The 22,008-nt window shown below is 60.6% G+C and carries 15 protein-coding genes; 9 read left to right on the forward strand and 6 right to left on the reverse strand.

Going from position 1 to position 22,008, the window contains the following annotated elements:
* Window positions 1-52 precede the first annotated feature (52 nt).
* The 5 genes from AC24GY_RS25995 to AC24GY_RS26015 all read right to left on the reverse strand — a co-directional run bounded on the left by AC24GY_RS25995 (window position 53) and on the right by AC24GY_RS26015 (window position 9,397).
* Window positions 53-2,299: a S9 family peptidase gene (locus AC24GY_RS25995; protein WP_487689016.1), complete on the reverse strand. Its 2,247-nt coding sequence runs from the start codon at window positions 2,297-2,299 to the stop codon at window positions 53-55.
* Between the two features lie 76 nt (window positions 2,300-2,375).
* On the reverse strand, window positions 2,376-2,699 hold the full coding sequence (locus AC24GY_RS26000) for a DUF2149 domain-containing protein (protein ID WP_422320895.1): 324 nt from the start codon (window positions 2,697-2,699) through the stop codon (window positions 2,376-2,378).
* Window positions 2,696-3,295 carry a MotA/TolQ/ExbB proton channel family protein gene (locus AC24GY_RS26005; protein WP_487689018.1) on the reverse strand — a complete coding sequence of 200 codons (600 nt, stop codon included), beginning with the start codon at window positions 3,293-3,295 and terminating at the stop codon, window positions 2,696-2,698. Before AC24GY_RS26005 ends, AC24GY_RS26000 begins: the two co-directional genes overlap by 4 nt.
* Entirely contained in the window at window positions 3,292-7,230 is a 3,939-nt protein-coding gene (locus AC24GY_RS26010) for a cobaltochelatase subunit CobN (protein WP_487689020.1), read from the reverse strand. Before AC24GY_RS26010 ends, AC24GY_RS26005 begins: the two co-directional genes overlap by 4 nt.
* Before the next feature lie 7 nt (window positions 7,231-7,237).
* On the reverse strand, window positions 7,238-9,397 hold the full coding sequence (locus AC24GY_RS26015) for a TonB-dependent receptor (RefSeq protein WP_487689022.1): 2,160 nt from the start codon (window positions 9,395-9,397) through the stop codon (window positions 7,238-7,240).
* Between the two features lie 264 nt (window positions 9,398-9,661).
* On the opposite strand from AC24GY_RS26015, the gene AC24GY_RS26020 reads away from it, so the two are divergent.
* Genes AC24GY_RS26020 through AC24GY_RS26040 form a run of 5 tightly spaced genes read left to right on the forward strand, consistent with a single transcriptional unit; the run spans window position 9,662 to window position 17,556 of the window.
* Window positions 9,662-12,106, forward strand: coding sequence for a DUF1592 domain-containing protein (locus tag AC24GY_RS26020; RefSeq protein ID WP_487689024.1), 2,445 nt, complete (start codon window positions 9,662-9,664; stop codon window positions 12,104-12,106).
* A gap of 31 nt (window positions 12,107-12,137) precedes the next feature.
* Entirely contained in the window at window positions 12,138-13,520 is a 1,383-nt protein-coding gene (locus AC24GY_RS26025; protein WP_487689026.1) for a DUF1552 domain-containing protein, read from the forward strand.
* Complete coding sequence (locus tag AC24GY_RS26030) at window positions 13,517-14,782, forward strand: hypothetical protein (protein ID WP_487689028.1); 1,266 nt, start codon at window positions 13,517-13,519, stop codon at window positions 14,780-14,782. The genes AC24GY_RS26025 and AC24GY_RS26030 overlap by 4 nt, the downstream gene beginning before the upstream one ends.
* Before the next feature lie 22 nt (window positions 14,783-14,804).
* Window positions 14,805-16,070: a hypothetical protein gene (locus AC24GY_RS26035; protein WP_487689030.1), complete on the forward strand. Its 1,266-nt coding sequence runs from the start codon at window positions 14,805-14,807 to the stop codon at window positions 16,068-16,070.
* Between the two features lie 43 nt (window positions 16,071-16,113).
* The gene (locus AC24GY_RS26040) at window positions 16,114-17,556 is read left to right on the forward strand and encodes a Gfo/Idh/MocA family oxidoreductase (protein ID WP_487689032.1); all 1,443 of its coding nucleotides are present in this window, start codon (window positions 16,114-16,116) and stop codon (window positions 17,554-17,556) included.
* Window positions 17,557-17,672: 116 nt separating this feature from the next.
* Here AC24GY_RS26040 and AC24GY_RS26045 read toward each other — a convergent pair whose 3' ends face one another.
* Window positions 17,673-18,185 carry a transposase family protein gene (locus AC24GY_RS26045; protein WP_487689034.1) on the reverse strand — a complete coding sequence of 171 codons (513 nt, stop codon included), beginning with the start codon at window positions 18,183-18,185 and terminating at the stop codon, window positions 17,673-17,675.
* Between the two features lie 311 nt (window positions 18,186-18,496).
* Between AC24GY_RS26045 and AC24GY_RS26050 the strand changes: the two genes are divergently transcribed.
* From AC24GY_RS26050 to AC24GY_RS26065, 4 genes are read left to right on the forward strand one after another with little or no spacing between them, the layout of a single operon-like run.
* Complete coding sequence (locus AC24GY_RS26050; RefSeq protein ID WP_487689036.1) at window positions 18,497-18,931, forward strand: type II secretion system protein; 435 nt, start codon at window positions 18,497-18,499, stop codon at window positions 18,929-18,931.
* Window positions 18,932-18,975: 44 nt separating this feature from the next.
* Window positions 18,976-20,817, forward strand: coding sequence for a hypothetical protein (locus AC24GY_RS26055; protein ID WP_487689038.1), 1,842 nt, complete (start codon window positions 18,976-18,978; stop codon window positions 20,815-20,817).
* An 8-nt stretch (window positions 20,818-20,825) separates the two neighbouring features.
* Window positions 20,826-21,389 carry a hypothetical protein gene (locus AC24GY_RS26060; protein ID WP_461525138.1) on the forward strand — a complete coding sequence of 188 codons (564 nt, stop codon included), beginning with the start codon at window positions 20,826-20,828 and terminating at the stop codon, window positions 21,387-21,389.
* Window positions 21,386-22,006, forward strand: coding sequence for a hypothetical protein (locus AC24GY_RS26065; protein WP_487689040.1), 621 nt, complete (start codon window positions 21,386-21,388; stop codon window positions 22,004-22,006). Before AC24GY_RS26060 ends, AC24GY_RS26065 begins: the two co-directional genes overlap by 4 nt.
* Window positions 22,007-22,008: the final 2 nt, after the last annotated feature.

The following is a 22,008-nucleotide window of genomic DNA, read 5'->3' on the forward strand; positions in this document are numbered from 1 at the left end:
CTAAGCTGCGCGCCGTCACCTCAAAGCTCTTCACGGATGTGTCCTGCGAAAATCAGCGCAGCGGCAGGTATTGATGCAGGTAGTTCGTCATCAGCTCATACAGATGGCGCTGGGTGCCTTTGCCGGTGTCGATGGCATGGTCACGATTCGGATAAGGCATGACGGTGAAGTGTTTGTTTTTCGCGACGAGTTCATTGATGAGCTTCTCCGTGCCCTGGTAGTGCACGTTGTCATCGCCCGTGCCGTGTACAATGAGGAGATTCCCCTTCAAAGCCGCCGCATGGGTGATGGGAGAGCCGAGCCGATAGCCTTCTGCGTTGGCTTTGGGCAGGCCCATGTAACGCTCCTCATAGATGGTGTCATAGAGCTGGCGGTCGGGCACGGGCGCCACGGCCATGGCGGTTTGATAAAGATCGGGATAGCGGAAGATGGCATCCAGACTGCTGCTGCCTCCGCCGCTCCAGCCCCAGATGCCCACACGCTGGCGGTCGAGAAAGGTGAAGCGCTGCAGCAATGCTTTCGTGGCGGCCGCCTCTTCCCGGGAGTTTATGATTCCCAGTTGGAGATGGATGCTCTTGCGCCAGTCACGTCCGCGCGGGCTCGGTGTGCCGCGTGTGTCCACACTGGCGACCACATACCCCTGCTGCGCCAGCATCCAGTGCCAGAGACCGCGCTGCCCGCTCCAGGCATCGCGCACGGTCTGCCCAGCGGGTTCTCCATACACATGCATGAGCAGCGGATGCGTGCGCGACTTGTCCATGTCCTGCGCGGTGATGCAGAGAGCATCGCATGAGATGCCACCGCCAATGTCCACGCGCATGAACTCGACCTTCGGCAGCTTGAGTGCCGCCAGCTTATCACGCAGGTTCTTCTGCGACCTGAGCACATGGATTGTGCGATGATCTGGTAGCGAGACCAGTTGAATCACAGGTGGCGAAATCGCAGTCGAATATGTGTGCACCGCCAACTGCGAATCCTCGGTCATATCGTAGCCATGCGTGCCCGGCTGTTCCGCAGGCGAGAGCCGCTGCGGCTCGCCGCCCTTGAGGCTGATGCGATAAAGATACCGCTGCGTGGCATTGGTGGGAGAGGCGTAATAGTACAGCCAGCCGCCCTTGGCATCGACCTGCCTGACGTCAATGACATCAAACTCACCCTGCGTGATGGCTGTCACTTCACCCGCCAAGGTGGCGCGGTAGGCATGGCGCCAGCCGCTGCGCTCGCTGAGCCAGAGGAAATCATCACCGATCCAGCGGATGCTGTTCTTGTTGTCCACCCAGGCCTTGTCCGTCTCAGTGAACACCATCTGCGTGGCACCCGTGGCAGGATCTGCGCGCATGACATGCAACGTGTTTTGCAGACGATTGAACTGCTGTAGCAGTACCGCCTTGCCATCCGGTGTCCACTCGGCATGGGGCAGGTAATGCTCGCGCGGATCTCCCGACACATTCATCCATGTGATGCCGCCTCCTGCCGCAGACACGACACCGAGGCGCGTGGCGGAGTTTTTCTCACCCGCTTTGGGATAAGGAAAGGAGGTGATGCGCGGATAGCGGCCATCCGCATGATTCACCAGGGTGAAGCGCTTCACGTCCTGGGTGTCGAACTGCCAAAATAGCAGGCGCGTGCCATCGGGACTCCAGCGAAAGCCGTCGCGCAGGTCCAGCTCTTCTTCGTTCACCCAGTCTGAACAGCCGTTGATGAGTGTGGTGGAGCCATCTGCCGTCAGCGCTGTGATCTTCATGTCCGCCAGACTTTGCACGTGCAGGTTGTTCTTCTGCACGTAGGCCACGTGGCTGCCATCAGGTGAAAACTTGGCAAACATCAGCGTCGCGGGCGCGGCAGTTCCGCCGAGCTTGCGCAGAGCTCCGGTCGCCACATTCAGCACCCAGTAGTCGCCACGCGTGTTCTTGCGCCAGACCTTGCGCGTGTTGGCAAACAGCAGCACCTGCGACTCGTCCTTGAAAACCTCGAAGCTGTCCACACTCAGCGGCTTCTTCTCACCCGGAGCCGTCAGAGATTTCGCTGAAGCAATAATCGTCTGCAGGCCCGTGGCAACATCATGACGGACCAGATCTTTGCCGGGAATGTCTTTGCCATCCTTGTCCTTGCCGAGCGGTTCGAGCGCAAAGTAATACTCCCCCTTCTTGCTCCAGTGGAACGCTTCCATCTTGTCCTCCTTGTATTGATCATTGGTGAAGATGGAGTCCAGCGTCAACTGCGCGGGATCACCCGCAGCATGAGTGGATGTGGCCCCGTGAAGGGCTGCCAGCAGGAGACAAAGCAGGCGGAAGTTCATAAAGCGGCAAGTAAGCATCAGGCGATGCTCGGCATCAATCATTGAAATGAGCGAGCCGCCAGATTGATCCAGAGGATCACTTCTGCTTGTCCCGCACGTAAATGATCTCGCCGGACTTCAGCCGATACGCCGTGCCCAGTCGTTCACCTTCACCGCTCTTGCTGGCTTTGCTCTCCTGAAATCGCTCGATCTTCGTGCGCGCGGCATCGATGCTCTCAGCCGTGGGTGATTTGTCAGCCTGCGCATCCGTGGAAGCAGTGGGCGCAGTCTTGGGCAGATTGAAAAAACTCACCACGGCCAGCAGCAGCGCGGCGGCAAAGGCGATCCACACATCAAAGAGATTGATGAGTCCCGCAGCTGGGTCATCCCCTTCGGACTCGTCCCACAGGCGCTTCTTCATGGCAGGGCGGGCTTGTTGGCGTTCGTGAACAGGTGCTCCAGTGTACTTAGGTCACGCTGATACCAGTTCTTGCGCACGAGGTTCATTGAGTAGGAGCAGCAGCCCAGCAGCACGCCCACGACGGTGGCGGTGAAGGCAACGACGAGATTGCTCGAAAGCGTGGCGAGATCCCCAGAGGCCAGTCCAGTCAGCGCAGGCCCCAGAGGAATGAGCGTTCCCATGAGTCCGAGCATGGGCGCGATGCGTGTCATCCATGTGAGGCGCGACAGCGCGGCCGCCACCTCGATCTCCAGATCCACCAAACAATGCGCCAGATCCCCTGCCCCGCCCCATTGCGCGAGGAGCTGATGCAGCCGTGCGGGCAGCCCAGTGGTGGCGGTGCTGAGAATGCTCAGCATCCGCACCTGATCCCCGCCCTCCACATGCGCACGCCGCAATGCGGTCATGACAGCCCCTACCTGCCGACGCCCCAGCCACTCACGCAAAAGCCCGCCCAGCAACACGGCGCTCCACGCCACGAGGATGATGATGGCCGCCAGCGTGGGCAGCAGCACCGCCTCGGAGATCAGGGAAAGGAGTTGTTCGAGCAGCTTCATGAAGTGAACCCGGCCCTCCTGAAAAAGCCGAACGCCATCAGAAGCACAGCAGCGGCTCCGATCAACCAAGCGAATGAATTCCATGCCGGTTCCAGCACGGGTCCCTGAGGCTGTGGCTTGCTTTCAGCGGGCGGTGCCTGCTCCTTCGCCTCACCGATTTGCGGTCCGCTCACTTTCTCAACCTTCGCGTCTGGTGCAGCGGCGCTTTGCTGCAGCTTTGCCTTCATCTCCTGCGCCAGTGCGGCGGATTCCTGATCTCCCGGAGCGGTGAGTTTGGCGCTGACAAAGTCCGCCATGCGCGTGTTCCCACCGCTGACAAGACCGCCCGAGTCTCCATGCGCCTTCACCGAGGTCGCATAGAGCTTCGTCAAAGTCTGCAACTGCTCCGGAGTGGCCTTCCACAAATCTTTGCGCGCGGCCTCGATCAACGTGGCGCTGATCTCCTGCATGGCATGCGGCGACACGCGCTCAAACCACTCTGGCAGGTTCAGCTTATGCTTGTCCTTCACGAGGACGTCATACACCTCATCCCACGTTTCCTGCGTGATGCTCTCTCGACGAGTCACCGACCAGCCAAAGGTGTTCTTCACCAGTTCGGCGATGTGCCCTGCTCCGGCGTAATCATGCGACTTCATGCCCTCCAGCCAGCGTCGGTTCAGCAGCTCGGATTTCAAATTGGACGCCAGCACTTCTTCGAAATCACGCACCCGCGCACCGCTGGGATCGCGCACATCAGAGATGACAGCGGCGGGCGATTTACCGGTAACCTTCTTCACTGCCATGCTGAGACCGCCCAGATACTCATAGGCGTGGTGATTGGAAAGCTGGCTCGTCATGTTGGAAGCCCACACGCGCAGCACGGTGTCCGTGTTTTGCAGCGCCTCATCATACAGCCCGTCCACCTTCTCGCCCCATGTGTCCTGCGTGTACACAAAGCTCATGTTGTCGGTGTACACATCGGTGATCTCATCGTCCTTGTCCCACACGCCGGAGCGCGGCACCAGATAGAGGATGTGCGTCCCGCTCATGTTTCCCGGCTTCGTGCCAAAGATGCGCGCCGCAGCAAACTGATCCGCACGCGCAGCGGAGAAGCCGCGCTTGAGCAGGCGCTCCTTGGTGGCCGCCACCGCTTCGCGCACCGGATTCACACTTTCCGAGGCCGTGGCAGCCAGACGCACAGCCTTGTCCAGCAGCGCCACACGCGTGGGAAAGTTCTCCTTGTACTGACCACCCATGGCGATGAAAACCTCCACGCGTGGCCGACCCAATTCCTCCGCAGGAATCAGCTCCACATCGATGACGAGGTTGTTCTGATTCCAAATCGGCCGCACTCCCAGCAGCGCGAGAATCTGCCCCTCCATGACGCCAAAGTCGCGCATCGTTTCCATGCCATTGAGATCCATCGCGATCTTCTTCGGCTTGCGCGTGCGCAGCAGTTCATCCACCAGCTTGCGCGCTGTTTCCCACGCAGGGCGTGTCGGGATTTCCTCAGGATTGAGCGAGTACAAATTGCGACCACCAGGAGCCGTTGCGGGATTACGGATGGGGTCCGGTCCCGGACCCGGCTCGATGTAATGACCACCCAGCGCGGTCAGCAAACCCGCATGCTCCTTGCCTGCATCCAGCAAGCGTGCGCGCGCATCGCGTGCAAATTCCAGATCCTTCTCCAGCTCCGCCGTCATGCGCACATCTGTAGGCGGCGCACCATCCAGAGCAGCGCGTAGAAATTCCACCGCCTTGGCGCGATCCTGCTGCTTGTGCTCCAAAGCGGCACGATGAATCCCACGCGTGGCCGCCAGATGATCCAGCAAAGGCTCGCCGAGAATCTGCGCCAGATACGGCACCATCTCCGCCTCATGCGGTCCTTCCCCCAGCACGTGCAGACGCAGCGGCGTGCGTGACTCAAAGAGATTGTGCAGATGCTCATCCAGCCGCGTGACCGCCGCGTCATCCAACACCTCAGCACCACTGCCATGCAGCTTGGCCTCGCGCGCCTGCTGGCTCACACGCTTGCGATATTCCTCCTTGAGCAGTCCATCCTCCAGCGTGCGAAACTTGTGAATGTCTTCGTGCAGGTTCTTGAATTCGTCATCGAGTCCCGCAGCCAGCGTGGGCGGCGGCAGGTGATCCACCAGCGCGGCGTAGGAGCGTCGGCGAGCCAGCGTGGCCTCGCCCAGATTGTCCGTGATCCACAGATCCACCACCGACATGTGACCCACGCAGATGTCGCTCCAGCAGTCCTTGGAAAGCCCGGCCTCCTTGCCCGGCAGCAGTTCCAGCGTGCCGTGCGTGCCCCAATGCACAATCGCATCCGCATGATACTCCTCCTCCAGCCACCAGTAGAAGGCGAGGTAGTTGTGCGGCGGCGGCACATCACGATTGTGCAGCAGGTTTTCATCCTGCTTCTCGCCACGCTCCGGCTGCGGCATGAGGATGAGATTTCCCATCTCCAGCTTCGGCAAAACGATGTGCGGCTCGCCATTGCGCTTCACCACCATGATGCGTCCCGGTGGCGGGCCAAACTTCTCCACCATCGTCTTCCGCGCCGCTTCGCTGAGCTTCGTGTTGAACCACTGCTCATACTGATGCAGCGGCACCAGCACCGGCTGCGATTCATCCACCATCTTCTCCAGATCACCCTGCACCCACGGCCCGATGTTGCGCCCGCCACGCTTCATGGATTCAATCAACGCAGTCGTGTTGGCCGGAGTGTTCTTCAGCGTGAAACCCGCCTCCTGCATGCGCGGCAGGAAGCGCATGAAACTCTCCGGCGCGTCAAGAAACCCACCCGTGGGACTTCCTCGCATCAGGTCATCCTGCCCCAGTCCTTTATTGTAATAGATGAGCGCGATTTTCTTCTCCGCATTGCTCTTGCGTTTCAACGAGGCCCAGCGTGCCGCGCGTGCGGCAAAGGCCTCGATGCGGTCCGGGATCGGCTCATGCAGCCGGAATCCCTGGATGTTCTCCTTCAATCCGCCCACCACCACCGGCTCCAGCGTGCCCCAGGACTCCTGCAGCGCCATAAACATCCCCACATCCCGGTGCGAGAGCCCGCGCGGATCCTTCAGCCATTCCTCATTCGTGGTGGCCAGCATCGAGATGGGCCGCAGATACGGCGCATCCAGTTCCTTCAGCAAGGCCGTGCTCTGCCACATCGCCCCATGCCGATCCTCAATCAATATCGTCGGCGCAGCTGCACGTGTGAGCTTCGTGACGTTCTCCTCACGGTCACCAAACACCGGCACCACATTCAGCCCCCGCTTTTCCAGTGCCGTGATTTGAGCGTCGATCACCCGCAGATCATGCGTGATCCAAAACGACTGCTGCAGCAGCAGCACCGCCACAGACGCCCCTTCCACCCAGCGCTTTTTCCCGCGCTTGAAAGCAATGAACTCACCGATCTCCGCAAACGCATCCTCACGCGCCGGATCATAGTAGCCCGAATCCGGGATCAGCACCGGAGGCTCGATCTCCCCCGGCTGTCCGCAGTACTTCACCATGCTGTAGCGGATCAGCCGCCGCACGTTCACCGTGCCATTCGGCCGCCAGTACGCTGGCACCGCTTCGTCTTTGAGAAGCAGCCCCGCCTTCTCCAGATCCATCTGACTGCCGCGCGTATCCAGCGGAATCACCCGCTGCTCAGCATTCAGCGCACGCGACTCCTTGAGCCTTTGCGTAAGTGCAGGTGCCTGCTCCGCCTCCAGATTCAGCACAAACACCAGCCGAAACCGCGCCGCCAACTCCGCCTTCTGCGTTTCATTGAATTTCTGCCCTTTGAAAAACTCCGCGTGAATGCCGTTCTCACGGCACGCCGCCTCCACCTGCGGCATGGAGCGATCCCACACACCGATGAAGGCCCAGTCCAGCGGCTCCGCAGCAACTATCTGCCCGGCCAGAAGCAGGAAACAACTCAGCCAGCAGAAGATGCCACGCATGACTCGCTCAGAAAGTAAGACGTCCGCCCACCACCACATTGAAGCCCGCCGCCTGGCGCTGCTGCTGGGAGTATGCCTGGCGGTATTTGGTGTCGAAGACATTGTTCAGATTCACGGTGAGCGAGAACGAACGATTTCCCTCTTCCCAGACCTTCCACCCGGTGCGGATGTTCGTCACGAAGAAACCCGGGATTTGGAAGTTCTGATTGATCGGCAGGTTGGTAGCGCTGGAAGATCCGTAGGCCGGATCGGTGGAGAAACCCGCATCGATTTCATCGCTCGGATTGTGCCGGATCAGCGGCCCCGCCCACAGCTCGGAGAGCTCCACCCAGTAGCGCTTCTCGTCACTTTCAAAGCGCACGCCAAAATTCCCGTACAGCGGCGGAATGAAGCGCAGCGGCACATTCTGCGACTGGTTCTGGCCATAGGTCCACGTCGTGTTGTTAAAGATCGTGAAATGCCGGTCCAGATCATAGCTCAGCGCAAACTCCACGCCGGTGATGTAACCCTGCGCCGAATTCGAATTCCGCGTCGCATTGTAAGTTGTCCCACTGATCACCACCGTGCCTGAAGTCGTGGACGTGATCAGATCTGAAAGCTTCGTCAGGTATCCCGTCAGCGATCCCTTGAGCTTTTCCGTGTGCACGCGCGCACCAAACTCATACGTGATGCTCTTCTCCGGATTGATCATCGTGCTGGGCAGCGATGCCGTCAGGCTGGAAAACACCGGCGTGCCTGCGCTCAGCAGATCGCTGTAAGTGGGCGAACGAAACCCCGTGGCCACATTCGCCACCAGATCAAAGGATTTGGTCGCCTGATAAACGGCACCCACGTTCCACGTCACCGCGTTCCAGTACTTGTTCGATGCCAGATCATTCACCGTGTAGCCCGCCCCGGGAATCACATCCAGCGCCTCTGGCCTCGATTGCAGATGCGTGTTCTCATAGCGCGCACCCACATTCATCAGCAGCTTTTCCACCGGCTTGAAGTCCAGCGTCACAAACGTGTCGAAGACTTCATACGTGCCGTCCGGTGTGATGCCCGCCGGCTGGGAAACGGTGGTGACGCCAGTGGCCAGCACGGTGGAATTCAGCATCTGCGCCGAAGACAGATTCTCATGCCGGTAGTCCATGCCATAGACCAGCCGCGTGTTCTTGTTCCGGCCAAACGTCGCTGCATTTTGAATGCCCACGCCCCAGACATCCTGGTCTGAATTCGTGATGGTGTTGTTAAACTGCGTCGCCGTCTGCACCCGCCGCTCGCGGAGCTGATCGTAGTACTGGTAGTAGCCGTACACCTTGAGTTCATCACTCAGGAAGCCCAGATCCTGCGCGGTGTAGTCCAGCTTCACAATGCCACGGCGCTCCAGCGGGCTGTAGATGCGCGGCACGCCGTTCGCATTGAGCTTTGACTGCACGTAGCTGCTCACATCCGTGCGCTCATTCCCCACCCATGACAGGCGAAACACATGCCCCTTCACCGGCTGAAACGCCAGATTCGCATACCCGCCGCTGGTATGAAAGCTCGTGGGCTGCAAGGGGCCAGTGGGCGTGTGATAATTCCCCGCATCCTGCACCGACCACCCCGCCGCAAACGCCCACACGTCATTGCTCATGTGCACGTTAATGGCGTTGGTGAACTCCGTGTTGTTGCTGCCGTAGCGCGAGTACACATCCCCGCCCACGTTCAGGCTTTCGGAAAACTCCCCGCGCTTGGAAAACACATTGATCACCCCGCCGATGGCATCGCTGCCATACTGCACGGAGCCCGCGCCGCGCACCACCTCCATGCGGCCGACGGCATCGATGGGAAACTGATTGAAGAAGGGATTCGGGCCCGAAAAGATCCCGCCGTTGTTGATGCGCACGCCGTCCCAGAGATACACCAGCTTGTTCCCCATCTGGCCACGGATCACCGGAGACCCCTGCGCCGCGACCTGATTCACCCACACCCCCGGCTGCTCCTGCAGCATTTCAGAGGGGCTGGTCGCCTGAAACCGCTCGATGCGCTTCTGCTCCACCACATTCGTGGACTGCGGCACCTTCTTCTGATCCTGCGCCGTGCGGGACGCCGTGATCACCATCGTCGGCAGTTCTTCGGCCTCATTCTTCTTCGGCTTTTCAGCCGCCTGCAAATGCGCAGCAAGGAGCGCGCTCAGCGAAAACATCAATCTGGGAAAACGAAAATGGGAGACAACCATTCCTCACGCTTTGGCAGCACCCGGAGAAGGTGCAATGCGGGCGCTGTTTGAAAGTGCAGGCATGGACAAAAATCGCCCATTGGAGGCGGCAGAAAGAACCATTCCTTTCCATCCCGGCAGCAGCAACATTGCCCCAGAAGGCTCGTTAAACGAACCTCAACCGCGCCGCCCCCCCGAAAACTCGGGGTCGCCGCACAAAGGCTGAGCCGGCTACGTATTGCTCAAGACTCCATGACCCGTTACGTTTTCAGCCTCTCCACCCTCCTCATCGTCAGCACTGGCCTGCCGGACGCCGTCCGCGCAGCCGAGCCGTATGACGCTTTCTTGCAGAAACACTGCATCAGCTGCCATGGCCCCAAAAAGGAGAAGGGAGATTTGCGGATCGACCAGCTCTCGCGTGATTTCAAACTGGGTGCCGACACCCATCATTGGGCGGAGATGATCGAGCAGGTCAATTCCGGCGAAATGCCCCCCAAGAAGGAAAAACAACCGACACAGGAGGAGATCGCGGCTTTTGTGACGAGTCTTGATGCGCACATCAAAGAAGGCCGTGCGGCACGCATGGCTGCCCGGCCGGCGGTGGCGCTGTATCGTCTCAGCCGGAAGGAGTATCAAAACACCGTCTATGATCTTCTCGGCGTGCGCTATGATCCCGCCAAACCCGGGGAGCTGAATGAGGACACGCTGTGGCACGGTTTTGAGCGCATCGGCTCGGAGCTCTCGCTCTCGCCGTCGCATGTGGATCGCTACTACCGCGCGGCAGAACTTGTGCTCGACCGCGCCTTCCCCACTGCCGCCTCGGCCGAGCCCCGCAAAGTCCACAAGACCGCAGCCGACATCCGTTACAACGGCGGCAAGGAACAGCAGGCGGCGCTGGACCGTTTCGGCATCAAGCGCCCGCTGCGTTACCTGATGTTTCCTGGCAACACTCAAAATGCGCTCTCGCCCAACTGGTTCGGCAGGGTCGGGCCGGAGCACAGCGGGCTCTACAAGCTCCGCATTCAGGCCAGCGGCATCCGCCCGCTCGGCGGCCAGACTGCCCATCTGAGCATCGGCAAGCGCACGGGGGAAGAAACGGTGGATGGCATGGTGGAGTTCGACATCACCGCGACGGAAGACAATCCACAGGTCTATGAGTTCGAGGTGTTTCTCGAAATGCCCGCAACACTGGACTTCTGCGTGGTGGCCACGGATGTGGTGGACCGCCGGCAGGGCGCCGCCTTCCGCAATGCGCTCAGCAGCCGGGGCGGATACGTTTTCACGCACAGCAGCGAGACCACGCTCCTGAATCCGAACGCGCCGCAAATGTTCGACGACAAAGGAAACGGCCTGTTCTCCACCGTGCTGCTCGATTGGATCGAATGGGAAGGACCGCTGGTGTCGGACGCAGAAAAAGCACGGCGCAAGGATGTGGTGCCGCCTGATGATGCCACGCCTGAAGTGGTTGCAGGGCATTTGCAGCGCTTCGCGGAGCGCGCCTGGCGTCGCCCGGTAAAGACCGAGGAGCTGGCGGAGTATTTGAAATCCTATGCTGATGAACGCGCGGCAGGCGAAAAGATGGCCGATGCCTATCGTGTCGCGCTGCAGGGCGTTCTGACCTCCCGTCACTTCATTTACATCGTCGAGGGCGACACCGTGGCCCGTGAGCAGCTTACCGACTCCGAACTCGCCACCCGGCTTTCCTACCTCCTCTGGAGCTCGATGCCGGATGATGCGCTCTCCACCGCAGCCAAAGGCGGCGCGCTGAAGGGCGATGCCCTCGCGAAAGAAGTGGATCGCATGCTCGCAGACACCAAAGCCAGCCGCTTCATCGACGATTTCGCACGGCAGTGGCTGCAACTGAACCGCGTGGGCATGTTCCCGCCGGACAAGAAACTCTATCCCGCCTACGACGCATGGCTGGAGGAAAGCATGCGCTCAGAGCCCGTCGAATTCTTCCGCGAGATGTACAGCAAGAACCTCTCGCTCGACAGTTTCATCGATTCCCAGTGGACCATGGCCAATGCCCGGCTCTGTGAGTTCTACGGATTGCCGGAGCCCAAGTCCGGCGCCTTCCAGCGTGTGTCGCTGAAGCCCGAAGATCGTCGTGGCGGGCTGCTCACCATGGGCGCGGTGCTCGGGCTGACCTCCGACGGCACGCGCCATCGTCCGGTGCATCGCGGCGTCTGGCTGAGCGAGGTCGTCCTAGGCAAGCCGCCGCCCCCACCCCCGGCGAACGTGCCCGCCATTGAACCCCCAACGGCGCAAAGCCCCAAGGCAACCCTCCGCCAAAAGATCGAAGCCCACCGCAACGACGCGAACTGCGCCGCCTGCCATGCCAAGATCGATCCACTGGGCCTCGCCTGGGACAACTACGATGCCATCGGCCAGTGGCGCACCCGTGAAAAAGTCCCCGCCGGTGTCGGCGAAGATCCCTTGATCGATCCCTCCGGGACCATGCCCGACGGACGCGCCTTCAAGGACGCCGCCGAGTTCAAACGCCTCCTGCTTGAAGATCGCGATGAAGTCGCCCTCGCCTTCATCGAGCACCTCTGCACCTACGCCCTCCGCCGCGCCCTTTCCTTCGACGATCAAGACGACCTCAAAGCCATCCAGACTGAATCAAAGAAAAACGGCTATCGTATTAAAGACATCATCCGCGCCGTCGCCCTTTCCGACCTCATCCGCAAACGCTGAATCGACAACCATCACGCCACCCATTCATACCATGAGCAATTACCTCTCCCAAAACTGGCTGATCGACCGCCGCCACGCTCTCAAGGCGCTGGGCAGCTTCATCTCGCTTCCCCTGCTTGAGTGCATGGTGCCGCTGAAGGCGGCGGCAGCGGAAAAGATCACGGCAACGCCAAAGCGCAGCGCCTTCATCTACCTCGCGAATGGCGTTCACTCGCTGAACTACCAGATCACCACACCTGGAAAAGACTATCAGTTCTCCCGCTCGCTGAAGCCTTTGGAGAAGCACCGTGAGGTCATCACGCCCATCAGCGGACTCCATCACCCAGGAGCGCTGAGCCATCACCACAATTGCATCTCCGTCTGGCTCACCGGCGGCAAGCTTGGCCCTTCGGACCGCAACACCATCTCCGTGGACCAAAAGATGGCCGAGGTCTCCGCGCCCCACACACGCTACCCCTCCATGGAAGTCGCCATCACGCAGGACTCCCTCGCGTGGACGGCGGACGGCGTGCGCCTGCCCGCGATGCGTCGTTGCAGCGAGATTTTCGCCTCCCTCTTTGAAGAACCGAAAGGCGGAAAAGCAGTCCAGCGCAGAGCCTTGCGCCGCAAAGGCAGCGTGCTGGACGCCAACCTCGCGGAAGTGCGTCAGCTTGAGAAAAAGATGGGCTCCGCAGACAAGGGCCGCCTGGAGCAGTACCTCACCTCCGTGCGTGAGGCGGAAATCCGCACGCGCAGGGCCGATGCCTGGCTCGACACTCCCCTGCCCGTCATCTCCGAGGCAGACCGCCAGCGCACCAACCGCGACATCGCCGCCACCCGGGCGGGCGATTACTTCCGCACGGTCTATGACCTCATGGTGCTCGCCTTCCAGACCGATGTCACACGCGTGGCCACCTTCAGTCTCGGCGGTGAGGGAGACGCCATCTCTATTCCTGAAATCGGCATCACCGAGTCGCGCCATCAGCTCAGCCACCACGGCGGCGATTTCGGCTACATGGAGAAGCTCACCAATTATGACACCTTCGCCATCGAGCAGTTCGGCTACTTCCTCACCCGCCTCGCGGAGACGAATGACCTCGGTGGCAAGCCTCTTCTGGGCACCACCATGGCGCTCTTCGGCAGCGGCATGTCCTACGGCCACAGCCACGGCAATGCCAACCTCCCGCTGGTGTTCGCCGGCGGCACGGACCTCGGCCTCAAGCACGGCAGCCATCTCGACTTCAACAAAAAGAGCACCAGCTTCCAAGGTTACGCGCTCGGTGCGGACGGCGCGCTGACCACCGCGCACTACCAGCTCTGCAGCCGCCCGGCGAACTCCGACGCCCACATGAGCAACCTGCTCCTCCTCATGGCCCAGCGCTTTGGCGTGGAGATCGACCAGTTTGGCGACAGCAATCAAGTGATCGCACTATGAAGCACTTCCTCCTTGTTCTTGGTTCCTCGTTCCTGGTTCTTGGTGGATGCGCCGCATCTGCGGAGGACGCGCCCTTCCGTCCCGAGGCGGGCAAGTTTCCGCCCTTGGAAAAAGCACACTCCTATCGCGGCGAGCTCGTGTTCGTGGATCATGCAACCCGCCGCGGCAGCATTCGCGTGCAGGGCTCGGGCATGTTTTTCCGCAATGATCCGCACCCATTCGCCATGCTGCCTTATGGTATTGTGCGGTATCATGGCGCACCGGCGGATCTGCGGAACATCCCGCTCGGCACCGTGCTGCACGTCCGCGCCTACCTTCCACCAGACCCCAAGACCTCCGCCGTGCCGGTGCTGCCGGTCAACAACAAGACCTTGGACGCGAATCACAATCGCGGCGCAGGCATCCTCCCCGCCGAGAACCACGTCCTGCTCCTCGAAGACGAGCCCAGCCACTGCCAGCGCGAGGGGCTTGTCTGGAAACTCAAAGACCTCGACATCAAAAACAACGAGGGGATGATCATCGCCACCCGTGAACCCAAGCAAGGCGGCGACGGCAAGGCCGCAGAGGAAAAGCTGACCTTTGATGCCGCCACGCGCGTCTGGCGCGGCAAGGAAGTCCTCGGGATTGAGGAATTGATCTCCGAAGGCACCTGGCCCGCTGAAGGAAAAAAATCCCTCGGTGGCCAGGCCGTGCAGCTCGGCATCACCTGGAAACCCACCCCCGATGGTATTTTCACCCGCTTTCATATCTCGGACATCTGGCTGGATGATGCCTCCATGCAGCGCAGCGCCCACCACCAGACCGAAACACACAAGGCCTTCATCCGCGGCCGCTGGATGCCCGCGTGGATCGACGCCGTCGAGTACGGCAAGTTCGGCCGCGCGACGGTGACCGCCACACTCTTCGGCGGCATGGACGCCGCCCTTTACGCCGATTTCACCAAAGGCAGCCCTGCCATGATGAACGCGGTCGAGAACACCTTGAAGCACACCCATGGTGCCTACGGCCCCGGTCACATGGCCTCGCGTGGCACACTCAAGGACGTCATCAAGGCACCGGGTGAAGCCCCTCTCGGCAGCAGCGGCATCCAGATCCGTTTTGAGACCGACCTCATCATCGAAGGCATTCGCCCCGGCAGGACAGTGCGCATCCGCCCCAACATCTGGCCCCTCGTCAACGTTCCCCGCGAAGAATACCTCAGCGACGGCTCCACCAGCATCGACGAGCGCTTCCCGACGCCATCCATCTTCACGAAGTACTAAGTCGGAACGAAGCCCCCAAGACATGAGATTCGCCCCTGCCCTCCTCACCGCCCTTGGGTGCGTGCTCAGCACCACCGCACCTGCCGCAGACGAACCCTTCCGGCCTGTGGCGGGCAAGTTTCCACCTTTGGAAAAAGCCCACTCCTACCGGGGCGAGCTGGTCTTCGTGGATCATGCCAACCGTCGCGGCAGCATCCGCGTGGCGGGGAATGGCGTCTTTCGCCGGAACGATCCCCAGCCCTTTGCCATGCTGCCTTATGGTATGGCCCGCTATCACGGCGCACCGGCAGATCTGCGGGACATCCCGCTCGGCACCGTCCTGCATGTATGCGCCTTTCTTCCGCCTGACCCGCAGATCTCCGCCGTGCCGGTGCTGCCGGTCAACAACAAGGACAAAGACGCGAACCACAGTCGCGGCATCGGCATCGCCCCCGCCGAAAACCATGTCCTGCTCCTCGAAGACGAATCCAGCCACTGCCAGCGCGAAGGCTTGGTCTGGAAACTCAAAGAAGTCGACCTCAAAAACAACGAAGGAATGATCGTCGCCAGCCGCGAACCCAAAGCTGGCGCAGACGGCAAGGCCACCGAGGAAACGCTGACCTTCGACGCCGCCACTCGCATCTGGCGTGGACGTGAATGCCTGGCACCGGCAGACCTCATCGCTGAGGGCATCTGGCCCGGCAGCGGCAAAAAATCGGTCGGCAGCCAGTCCGTCCTGCTCGGGATCATGTGGAAGCCCACGCCCGGTGCCGTGTTCACTCGCTTCCACATCTCAGATATCTGGCTGGACGATGCCGCCACGCAGCGCGCCGCACAAAGCCAGACCGAGACCCACCGAACTTTCATCCGCAGTCGTTGGATGCCCGCCTGGGTGGATGCTGTCGAGTACGGCAAGTTCGGCCGCGCGACAGTCACCGCCACTCTCTTCTGCGGCATGGACCCCAGCCTCTACGCCGATTTCCAGCAGCGCAGTCCGGTGCTGGTGAATGGCGCCGAGAACACCTTGAAGCACACCGAAGGCGGCACCGCAGGCCCCTCTCAGATGGCCTCACGCGGCGCCATCCTCGACGTCACCAAGCTACCCGGAGACATCCCCCTCGGCAGCAGCGGCATCCAGATCCGTTTTGAGACCGACCTCATCACCGAAGGCCTCCGCCCCACCCGCGTCGTCCGCATCCGCCCCGCCGCCTGGCCCGATGTCCATCTGCCACGCGAAGAGTACCTCGACAGCGGAAACTTCAGTCTTGAAGACCGCTTCCCGACGCCAAGCATCTTCCCCAAGTATTGAGGCCTCTACATTCTTAGTTACAGTGAAGCCACATTTCCAAACCATGAACACACCTGAAAATTCCCCCGCCCCAACTCGCCGCAGTTTCGTCAAACAATCCGTCGCCGCTGGATTGGGTTTCAATTTCCTGCCTGCTTACCTGACCAGCGCACGCGCTGCGGACAATCCGAAGCTGCCGCCGAGCCAGCGCATCAATCTGGGCTGCATCGGCATCGGCGGACGCGCAGGCAGCGTCATCCCCGGGCTCACCGAAGGAGGCGCAGCCACCCCCGTGGCATTCACAGACGTCGATTTCGTCACCGCCAAGGGCCTGGAGAAGAACCTGCAGGCCTTCCCGGACGTGAAGCGCTTTCACGACTTCCGCGAGATGCTCGACAAGATGGGCAAAGACATCGACGCCGTCAGCGTGGTCACCCCAGACCACACCCACTTCACCGCCGCCATTCACGCCATGGCACTGGGCAAGCATGTGTATGTGGAGAAGCCGCTCACGCACACCTTTGAGGAGGCGGCCATCCTCATGCGCGCGGAGCAGAAGTTCAAAGTGGTCACGCAGATGGGCAACCAGGGCCACACCTCCGCCGGTGCGGACCAGTTCAAGCAGATGCTCGCGGCAGGAATCGTCGATGACATCGTGAAGATCGACGCATGGAAGTCGCCTTCGCTGTGGTTCATGAACGCCGCCGAGCGCGCACTCATCAAAGGCTATCCGCCCGAGGAGCCCATGCCCGAGTCCCTCAAGAGCTGGGATCTCTGGTGCGGTCCGCAGGAGGTGAAGCCATTCAGCAAGATGTATCACCCCTTCAACTGGCGCGGATTCCACCTCTATGGAGGTGGCATGTTTGGCGACTGGGGCGCGCACATCATCGATTTCGTCCATGACCATCTGAAGCTCGGCCTGCCCACACGCATCACGCCCCTGGCGCTCGCCGACTACAACCAGATCAGCTACCCGCTGAGCTCGGACATTCGTTTTGAGTTCCCTGAGCGCGGCGAAAAAATGCCAGCCGTGGAACTGCACTGGAAAGCAGGCGGCGACACCAAGATCGAAATCGCTGAGAAGTTCGGCGATCCAGACGCGGACGGCAAAATCGTCATTCCAAATCCCGGCAACACCGGCTCCCTTCTGCATCGGAAACAGGGCGACTACCTCGTGCAGCGCGGCTCCCATGACCGCCATTCCATCGTGTATCCACGCGCCAAGATGGTGGAGTTCAAGGACGCCATGGCCCTCCATCCGCCGAAGCACAATCACTTCCAGAGCTTCATCCAGGCCTGCATGGGCAATGGCAAAACCGAGTCCCCATTCAGCGTCGCCGGCGTGCTCACCCAGGTGCTCAATCTGGGCACCATCGCCGAGTATCTGAACGTCGATCTTCAGTTCGATCCGAAGACCAAGCGCTTCATCAACAACGACGCCGCCAACGCACGCCTCGCAGGCCCGCCCCCACGCGCCGAGTGGGCCGACTGCTACAAGCTGGCATAAAGGGATTTGAGTACGACAGACACTCCTGTCTGTCGGCCAGCGCTGCCCGATCACCCCAGACCAACGGACAGTGTACATCGCACTTGTCACAGTCTTCTGATTGGCTGCGTCAGAATTTAAAAATGCTCCAGTATACGAACGAATAGCACCTCTGGACTGATCGCGTCAGTCCAGAGGCCACTCCCTGCCACGGCGCGCTCCATGAGTCGCTGGGCCGCCTCCCAGCCTATGTCCAGCAGGGCGCAGGCCTCCTGGGTGCTGGCCGCGCTTTGCAGCACCGCCACCGCAAAGGCCTCGAACATCCAGGTGAAGGGCGAGTGCTTCCCGGCCCATGGCACGGCGATGGTTTTGACGCCGCAGTCCTTGCACTGGCAGCGCGGCACCCGTGCACGCAGCACGGTCTCAAACTGCATGGTGTCGAGATGCCGCCACTCACGCTCGGGGGCGTGGTCGAACATGACGCAGGCGTTCTGACACTGCGGACAAGTAAGCGCAGCACCACGGACATGCCGCAGATCAATGCGCACCTGCTTGGCTGCCAGTTGCAAATCTACCCGCTCGACCTCCCAGTGCTTGTCGAGTCCCAAAAGCAGGCTGTAGTGGTCATTGAGGCTCGGTGATGTGCTCATCCCTCATTTTACAGCTCCCTCTCACCCATTAAAAGTCGCGAAGAACCTCCAGAGTTCCCCTTGTTGTGGCATGGCTTTGCGTTGCCCAAACATAAGGGATACTTAGCCCGCCTATCAGCGAAGGTTTATCAACAGGCTGATAGGGCGCGCCGGGTTTGTTGAGAAAACAAAGAAGCGACTCTGCCCCGGATCCAGCTGATGAGGCTAAGTATTCATTTAGATAGAATTAGTCAAAACACGAAGCATTTAATTTTATACCGTATGATGTTTATGGGTATTATAGAAATGCCTTCCTTGGCAACACTAAAGCAATGAAAATCAACACACACACCGCAGTAAACCGTCGTCTCTCCCAACGCTTCAATCGTTCCGGGATGACTCTCATTGAAATCAGCCTCGTGATCGCTCTCCTCCTGGGATTGATCGCTGTGGTTTTCCTCGGCTTAGGCAGCTACCGGCAGGGAGCTGACAAGGCCAAATGCAAGATGCAGCTCGCCGCCGTTCAGAAGGCGGTGCGATCCGCCGCCAACATGCAAAACCTGAACGTCGGAGCGGCTTTGGCACAGGCTGATGTCTTTGGTGCCGGTCTCCTGATGGAGAATGCGCCGGTCTGTCCTTCCGGCGGCGCCTACACATGGCTGGGCACTGTTCCAACGGTCGGCACCCCGTACGGCAACTGCGATTTTGCAGGCACCGGAGCGACCTCGACTCACGTCCTGGCGGCCACCGACACAACCGACTGGTAAGCAAGTCCAGCTCTCCTGCATCCGATCACCAGCCTGTCCGCTCCATGCTCACCATCACTGATCCCTGTGAACTCAAAGCATCTGACATCTATCGTCAGGCGCGCACAGTGGCGTCGAAGACGAGCCGGGGCGCGGACAGTCACTGGTATCGGATGCCGGAGGAACTGCCGTGGCAGTGGCATCTGTGGTTTGATGGCGGTCGCGAGGTATGCTCCGCCGTGTTTTCCAAGCAACATCAGAGCTGGCGGCCGGGTCCGACGCTGCCGCTGGCCAATCTGACGACCGGAGAAGGGGTGGGTGAGATTCTCGGTGAGCTGATGTCTGCCGCTTACTTTCAGGAGAAGCCGAAGGCCCTTGGGGTGATTTTGCACGTCGCAGATGAGTTTGGGCTGGCTGAGATCGCCCAAGCGGGAGAAGTGACCAGCGAGACGGGGGATGACTTTCAGATCCTGCGCTACAATTTAGTCGATGATCCGCGGGAGGTGCTGGCTGACCGCGAGGTTTCGGTGGAGGCAAACACCTGGCGGCTGCTGCCATTTTGGGGCTCGGCCCCGGGGCAGGCACGCTGTACCGCCGTGTCGCTGTCCCGCACCCGGGAGGCGTTCCTGCTGAAGCTGCTGGACTGCGCAGAGGATTTACGGATACCTGTGCGCGTGGCGGTGACCTGCGCCCCGGTGGAAACGCTGGCGGCGCTGCCGCTGCTGAAATCGAACTTGGAAGGAGGCTGCCTGGTGGCGGTCAGTTTTTTGAAATTTACCGCCGTTTTTGCCATCAGTCCCCAGGGCGAACTCTGCACGGTGCGGAGTCTCAGCCACCGTGGCGGCTCCCAGGTGCCGACGGGCTTTGGGGACATCCTGTGGAACATGGCGCTGGGCGCCGAACTGGCGGTGCCCAAGGTGCTGGTCGTTTCCACCCAGTCGCGGGCGCTGCAGTCGGTTGCGCAGGAACTGGAGATGTACGCCATCAGCCGTCAGCCGATCCAGTTTGAACTGCTGAATCTTGAAGAGCATCCGGCGCTGAAAGAGGTGCCTGGGAATCGACCTGAGTTTTTGATCTATGACACTGCGGCAGTCGAGCAGGTGAGCGGCGGGAACACGCCGCTGGCCCGGACGGAGAGCTTCCGTTCGTTGTGGAGAGGCTGGGCGAGGCAGAGCTTCATGGACACGGCACGGCTGGATCAGCTGTATCCAAATCTGCGTGATCTGCGCGTGCTGCGCTTTTCATCATGGTTCATCTACCTGCTGGTCTTTTCCGTGATCGGCACCGGCGGGTACGGCACCTGGTCGTTATTTGCTGCGATGAACCACCCTTCCTGGGAGCTCACGCCCTATCAGATGAAGCTGACGCAGGACAAGCATACGAAGCTGCTGCAAGAGAAAAAGGAGATCGACATCGTCACCCGACTGCTGCAGCCGCGCTCGCGCGGCTGGGTGACGGTCGAGTTTCTTCTGCAGCTGTTCCCAGAGGATTCGGGGGTGAGACTGGACAGCTTTGTTTACAATACTGAGGCGTCCCGCGCTCCGGTGGCTGCAGGCAAAGGGGCCAAACCCGAATTCACCGGCATGGAGCGGACCTGGATCTTCAAGGGGCTGGTCAAATCGAAGGCGCTGCAGCTGCTCAGCACGTTGAACAGTCAGCGTGGTTTGAGCGCCTTCTTCGAACGGGTGGCCGAGGTTACCGGAGATGAGGCATGCCGGCCAGGGCCAACCCGCCAGATGACGATCGCACTGACCCAGGGGCGCAACGCGCGCTTCAATCCGCAGGCATCCGCAGGCGACCTTGCACGTGATCCGTCGCTGGCATTTCCATTCAGTTTTGAGGCCACGATTACCCAGAGCCTGACGGACAAAGACACGCTTTCCCTCCCGCTGGACAAACCCTTCTGAGTCATCCCATGAGCGCCTATACCCGTCCCATCCTTCGTTACGGCTTGATCATGCCCGCGATGTTCAACTGCCTGCTGCTAGGCGGGGTGATCGCCGGTGTCAGCAAGCTGGGTGCGGTGCGTGCGGAGAAAGCGGAACTCTACAAGGAGCAGACGCAGCGCCTCGCCGCGATGAAGAAGCTGGAGGAGGTGCTGGCGCCCAAGCGCAAGACTTTTCAGGATCAGAAAGCGCTGCTGAAGGCGGATCCCGGCCATCTTTTCACCCGAATTTTGGACACGCTGCTGCCGAAGTACAAGGAGATCGAACTGGAGCGCAGCGGACTGGTATTCCCGCTCGACCGTGGCCGCCTCGGGCGCCAGGTCAAGACTGATCTGGCCCGTGTGAAGAGCAGTTTTCAAGGGGGGCTGGGGCCGATGCAGGAGGCGCTGCTGCAGGTGGAGTCGCTCATGCCGCAGGCCGTGCTGGAGGAACTGAAGATCACCCGCAAGACCGACCAGCTGCTGAACCAGCGTGAGTTTCTGGTGATGGAAATGACGCATACCTGCTGGAAGGCGGCGGAGGAGAAGAAATGAGACACATTCTGTTCATTGTCATGCTGTTTGGAGCCGCCGAGGCCTCGGCGCAGACCAAAGCTGCGGTGGCCAAACGCGCGCCGTTGTTCATCGGCAATGGCACTGCGAGCTGGCTGCCACGATCGGAGCTGCTGCCGAAGGCGGAGGAGATCGAGGCACTGGCGAAGAAAATTGGCGTGCGTCAGCGCAACATGGACCCCTTTGGTCTGTCCACCTTTCCCCGCGAGGATGACGCCCCCGTGATTACCGAGGATGTGTATCGTGCGACGCCCAAAATCACGCTGAACCAGGTGCTGCAGACGCTGAAGATCAACGGTGTGAATCTGCAGCGCAAAGAGTTTCTTATTGGCGGCCGCCGTGCGGCGGAAGGCGACGTGATCGAGCTGGCGTACAAGGGGGAAGTTTTTCAGGCGCAAGTCATGGAAGTGGGCGCCACGCAACTGCATTTCCGCGATATTCAACGCGATGAGTCAGGGGTGCTCAAGCACGACATCCTTCCGCATCTCAGCATCGAGCCGTTGCAAAAAATCGCCTCCCAGATGGAGGGCCGGATGACGCCGATGGAACCCACACAAGCCACACAACCCACGAAACCCACGAAACCCACGAAACCATGAGC

This window comes from Prosthecobacter sp. Pr1 (assembly GCF_057652315.1).

Excerpts from the sequence above, each read along its gene's own strand:
- AC24GY_RS26045 (WP_487689034.1), bottom strand. The coding sequence starts at position 18,185 with ATGAGCACATCACCGAGCCTCAATGACCACTACAGCCTGCTTTTGGGA.
- AC24GY_RS26035 (WP_487689030.1), top strand. The coding sequence starts at position 14,805 with ATGAGATTCGCCCCTGCCCTCCTCACCGCCCTTGGGTGCGTGCTCAGC.
- AC24GY_RS26065 (WP_487689040.1), top strand. The coding sequence starts at position 21,386 with ATGAGACACATTCTGTTCATTGTCATGCTGTTTGGAGCCGCCGAGGCC.
- AC24GY_RS26040 (WP_487689032.1), top strand. The coding sequence starts at position 16,114 with ATGAACACACCTGAAAATTCCCCCGCCCCAACTCGCCGCAGTTTCGTC.
- AC24GY_RS26000 (WP_422320895.1), bottom strand. The coding sequence starts at position 2,699 with ATGAAGAAGCGCCTGTGGGACGAGTCCGAAGGGGATGACCCAGCTGCG.
- AC24GY_RS26060 (WP_461525138.1), top strand. The coding sequence starts at position 20,826 with ATGAGCGCCTATACCCGTCCCATCCTTCGTTACGGCTTGATCATGCCC.
- AC24GY_RS26050 (WP_487689036.1), top strand. The coding sequence starts at position 18,497 with ATGAAAATCAACACACACACCGCAGTAAACCGTCGTCTCTCCCAACGC.
- AC24GY_RS26010 (WP_487689020.1), bottom strand. The coding sequence starts at position 7,230 with ATGCGTGGCATCTTCTGCTGGCTGAGTTGTTTCCTGCTTCTGGCCGGG.
- AC24GY_RS25995 (WP_487689016.1), bottom strand. The coding sequence starts at position 2,299 with ATGAACTTCCGCCTGCTTTGTCTCCTGCTGGCAGCCCTTCACGGGGCC.
- AC24GY_RS26055 (WP_487689038.1), top strand. The coding sequence starts at position 18,976 with ATGCTCACCATCACTGATCCCTGTGAACTCAAAGCATCTGACATCTAT.
- AC24GY_RS26005 (WP_487689018.1), bottom strand. The coding sequence starts at position 3,295 with ATGAAGCTGCTCGAACAACTCCTTTCCCTGATCTCCGAGGCGGTGCTG.
- AC24GY_RS26030 (WP_487689028.1), top strand. The coding sequence starts at position 13,517 with ATGAAGCACTTCCTCCTTGTTCTTGGTTCCTCGTTCCTGGTTCTTGGT.
- AC24GY_RS26015 (WP_487689022.1), bottom strand. The coding sequence starts at position 9,397 with ATGTTTTCGCTGAGCGCGCTCCTTGCTGCGCATTTGCAGGCGGCTGAA.
- AC24GY_RS26020 (WP_487689024.1), top strand. The coding sequence starts at position 9,662 with ATGACCCGTTACGTTTTCAGCCTCTCCACCCTCCTCATCGTCAGCACT.
- AC24GY_RS26025 (WP_487689026.1), top strand. The coding sequence starts at position 12,138 with ATGAGCAATTACCTCTCCCAAAACTGGCTGATCGACCGCCGCCACGCT.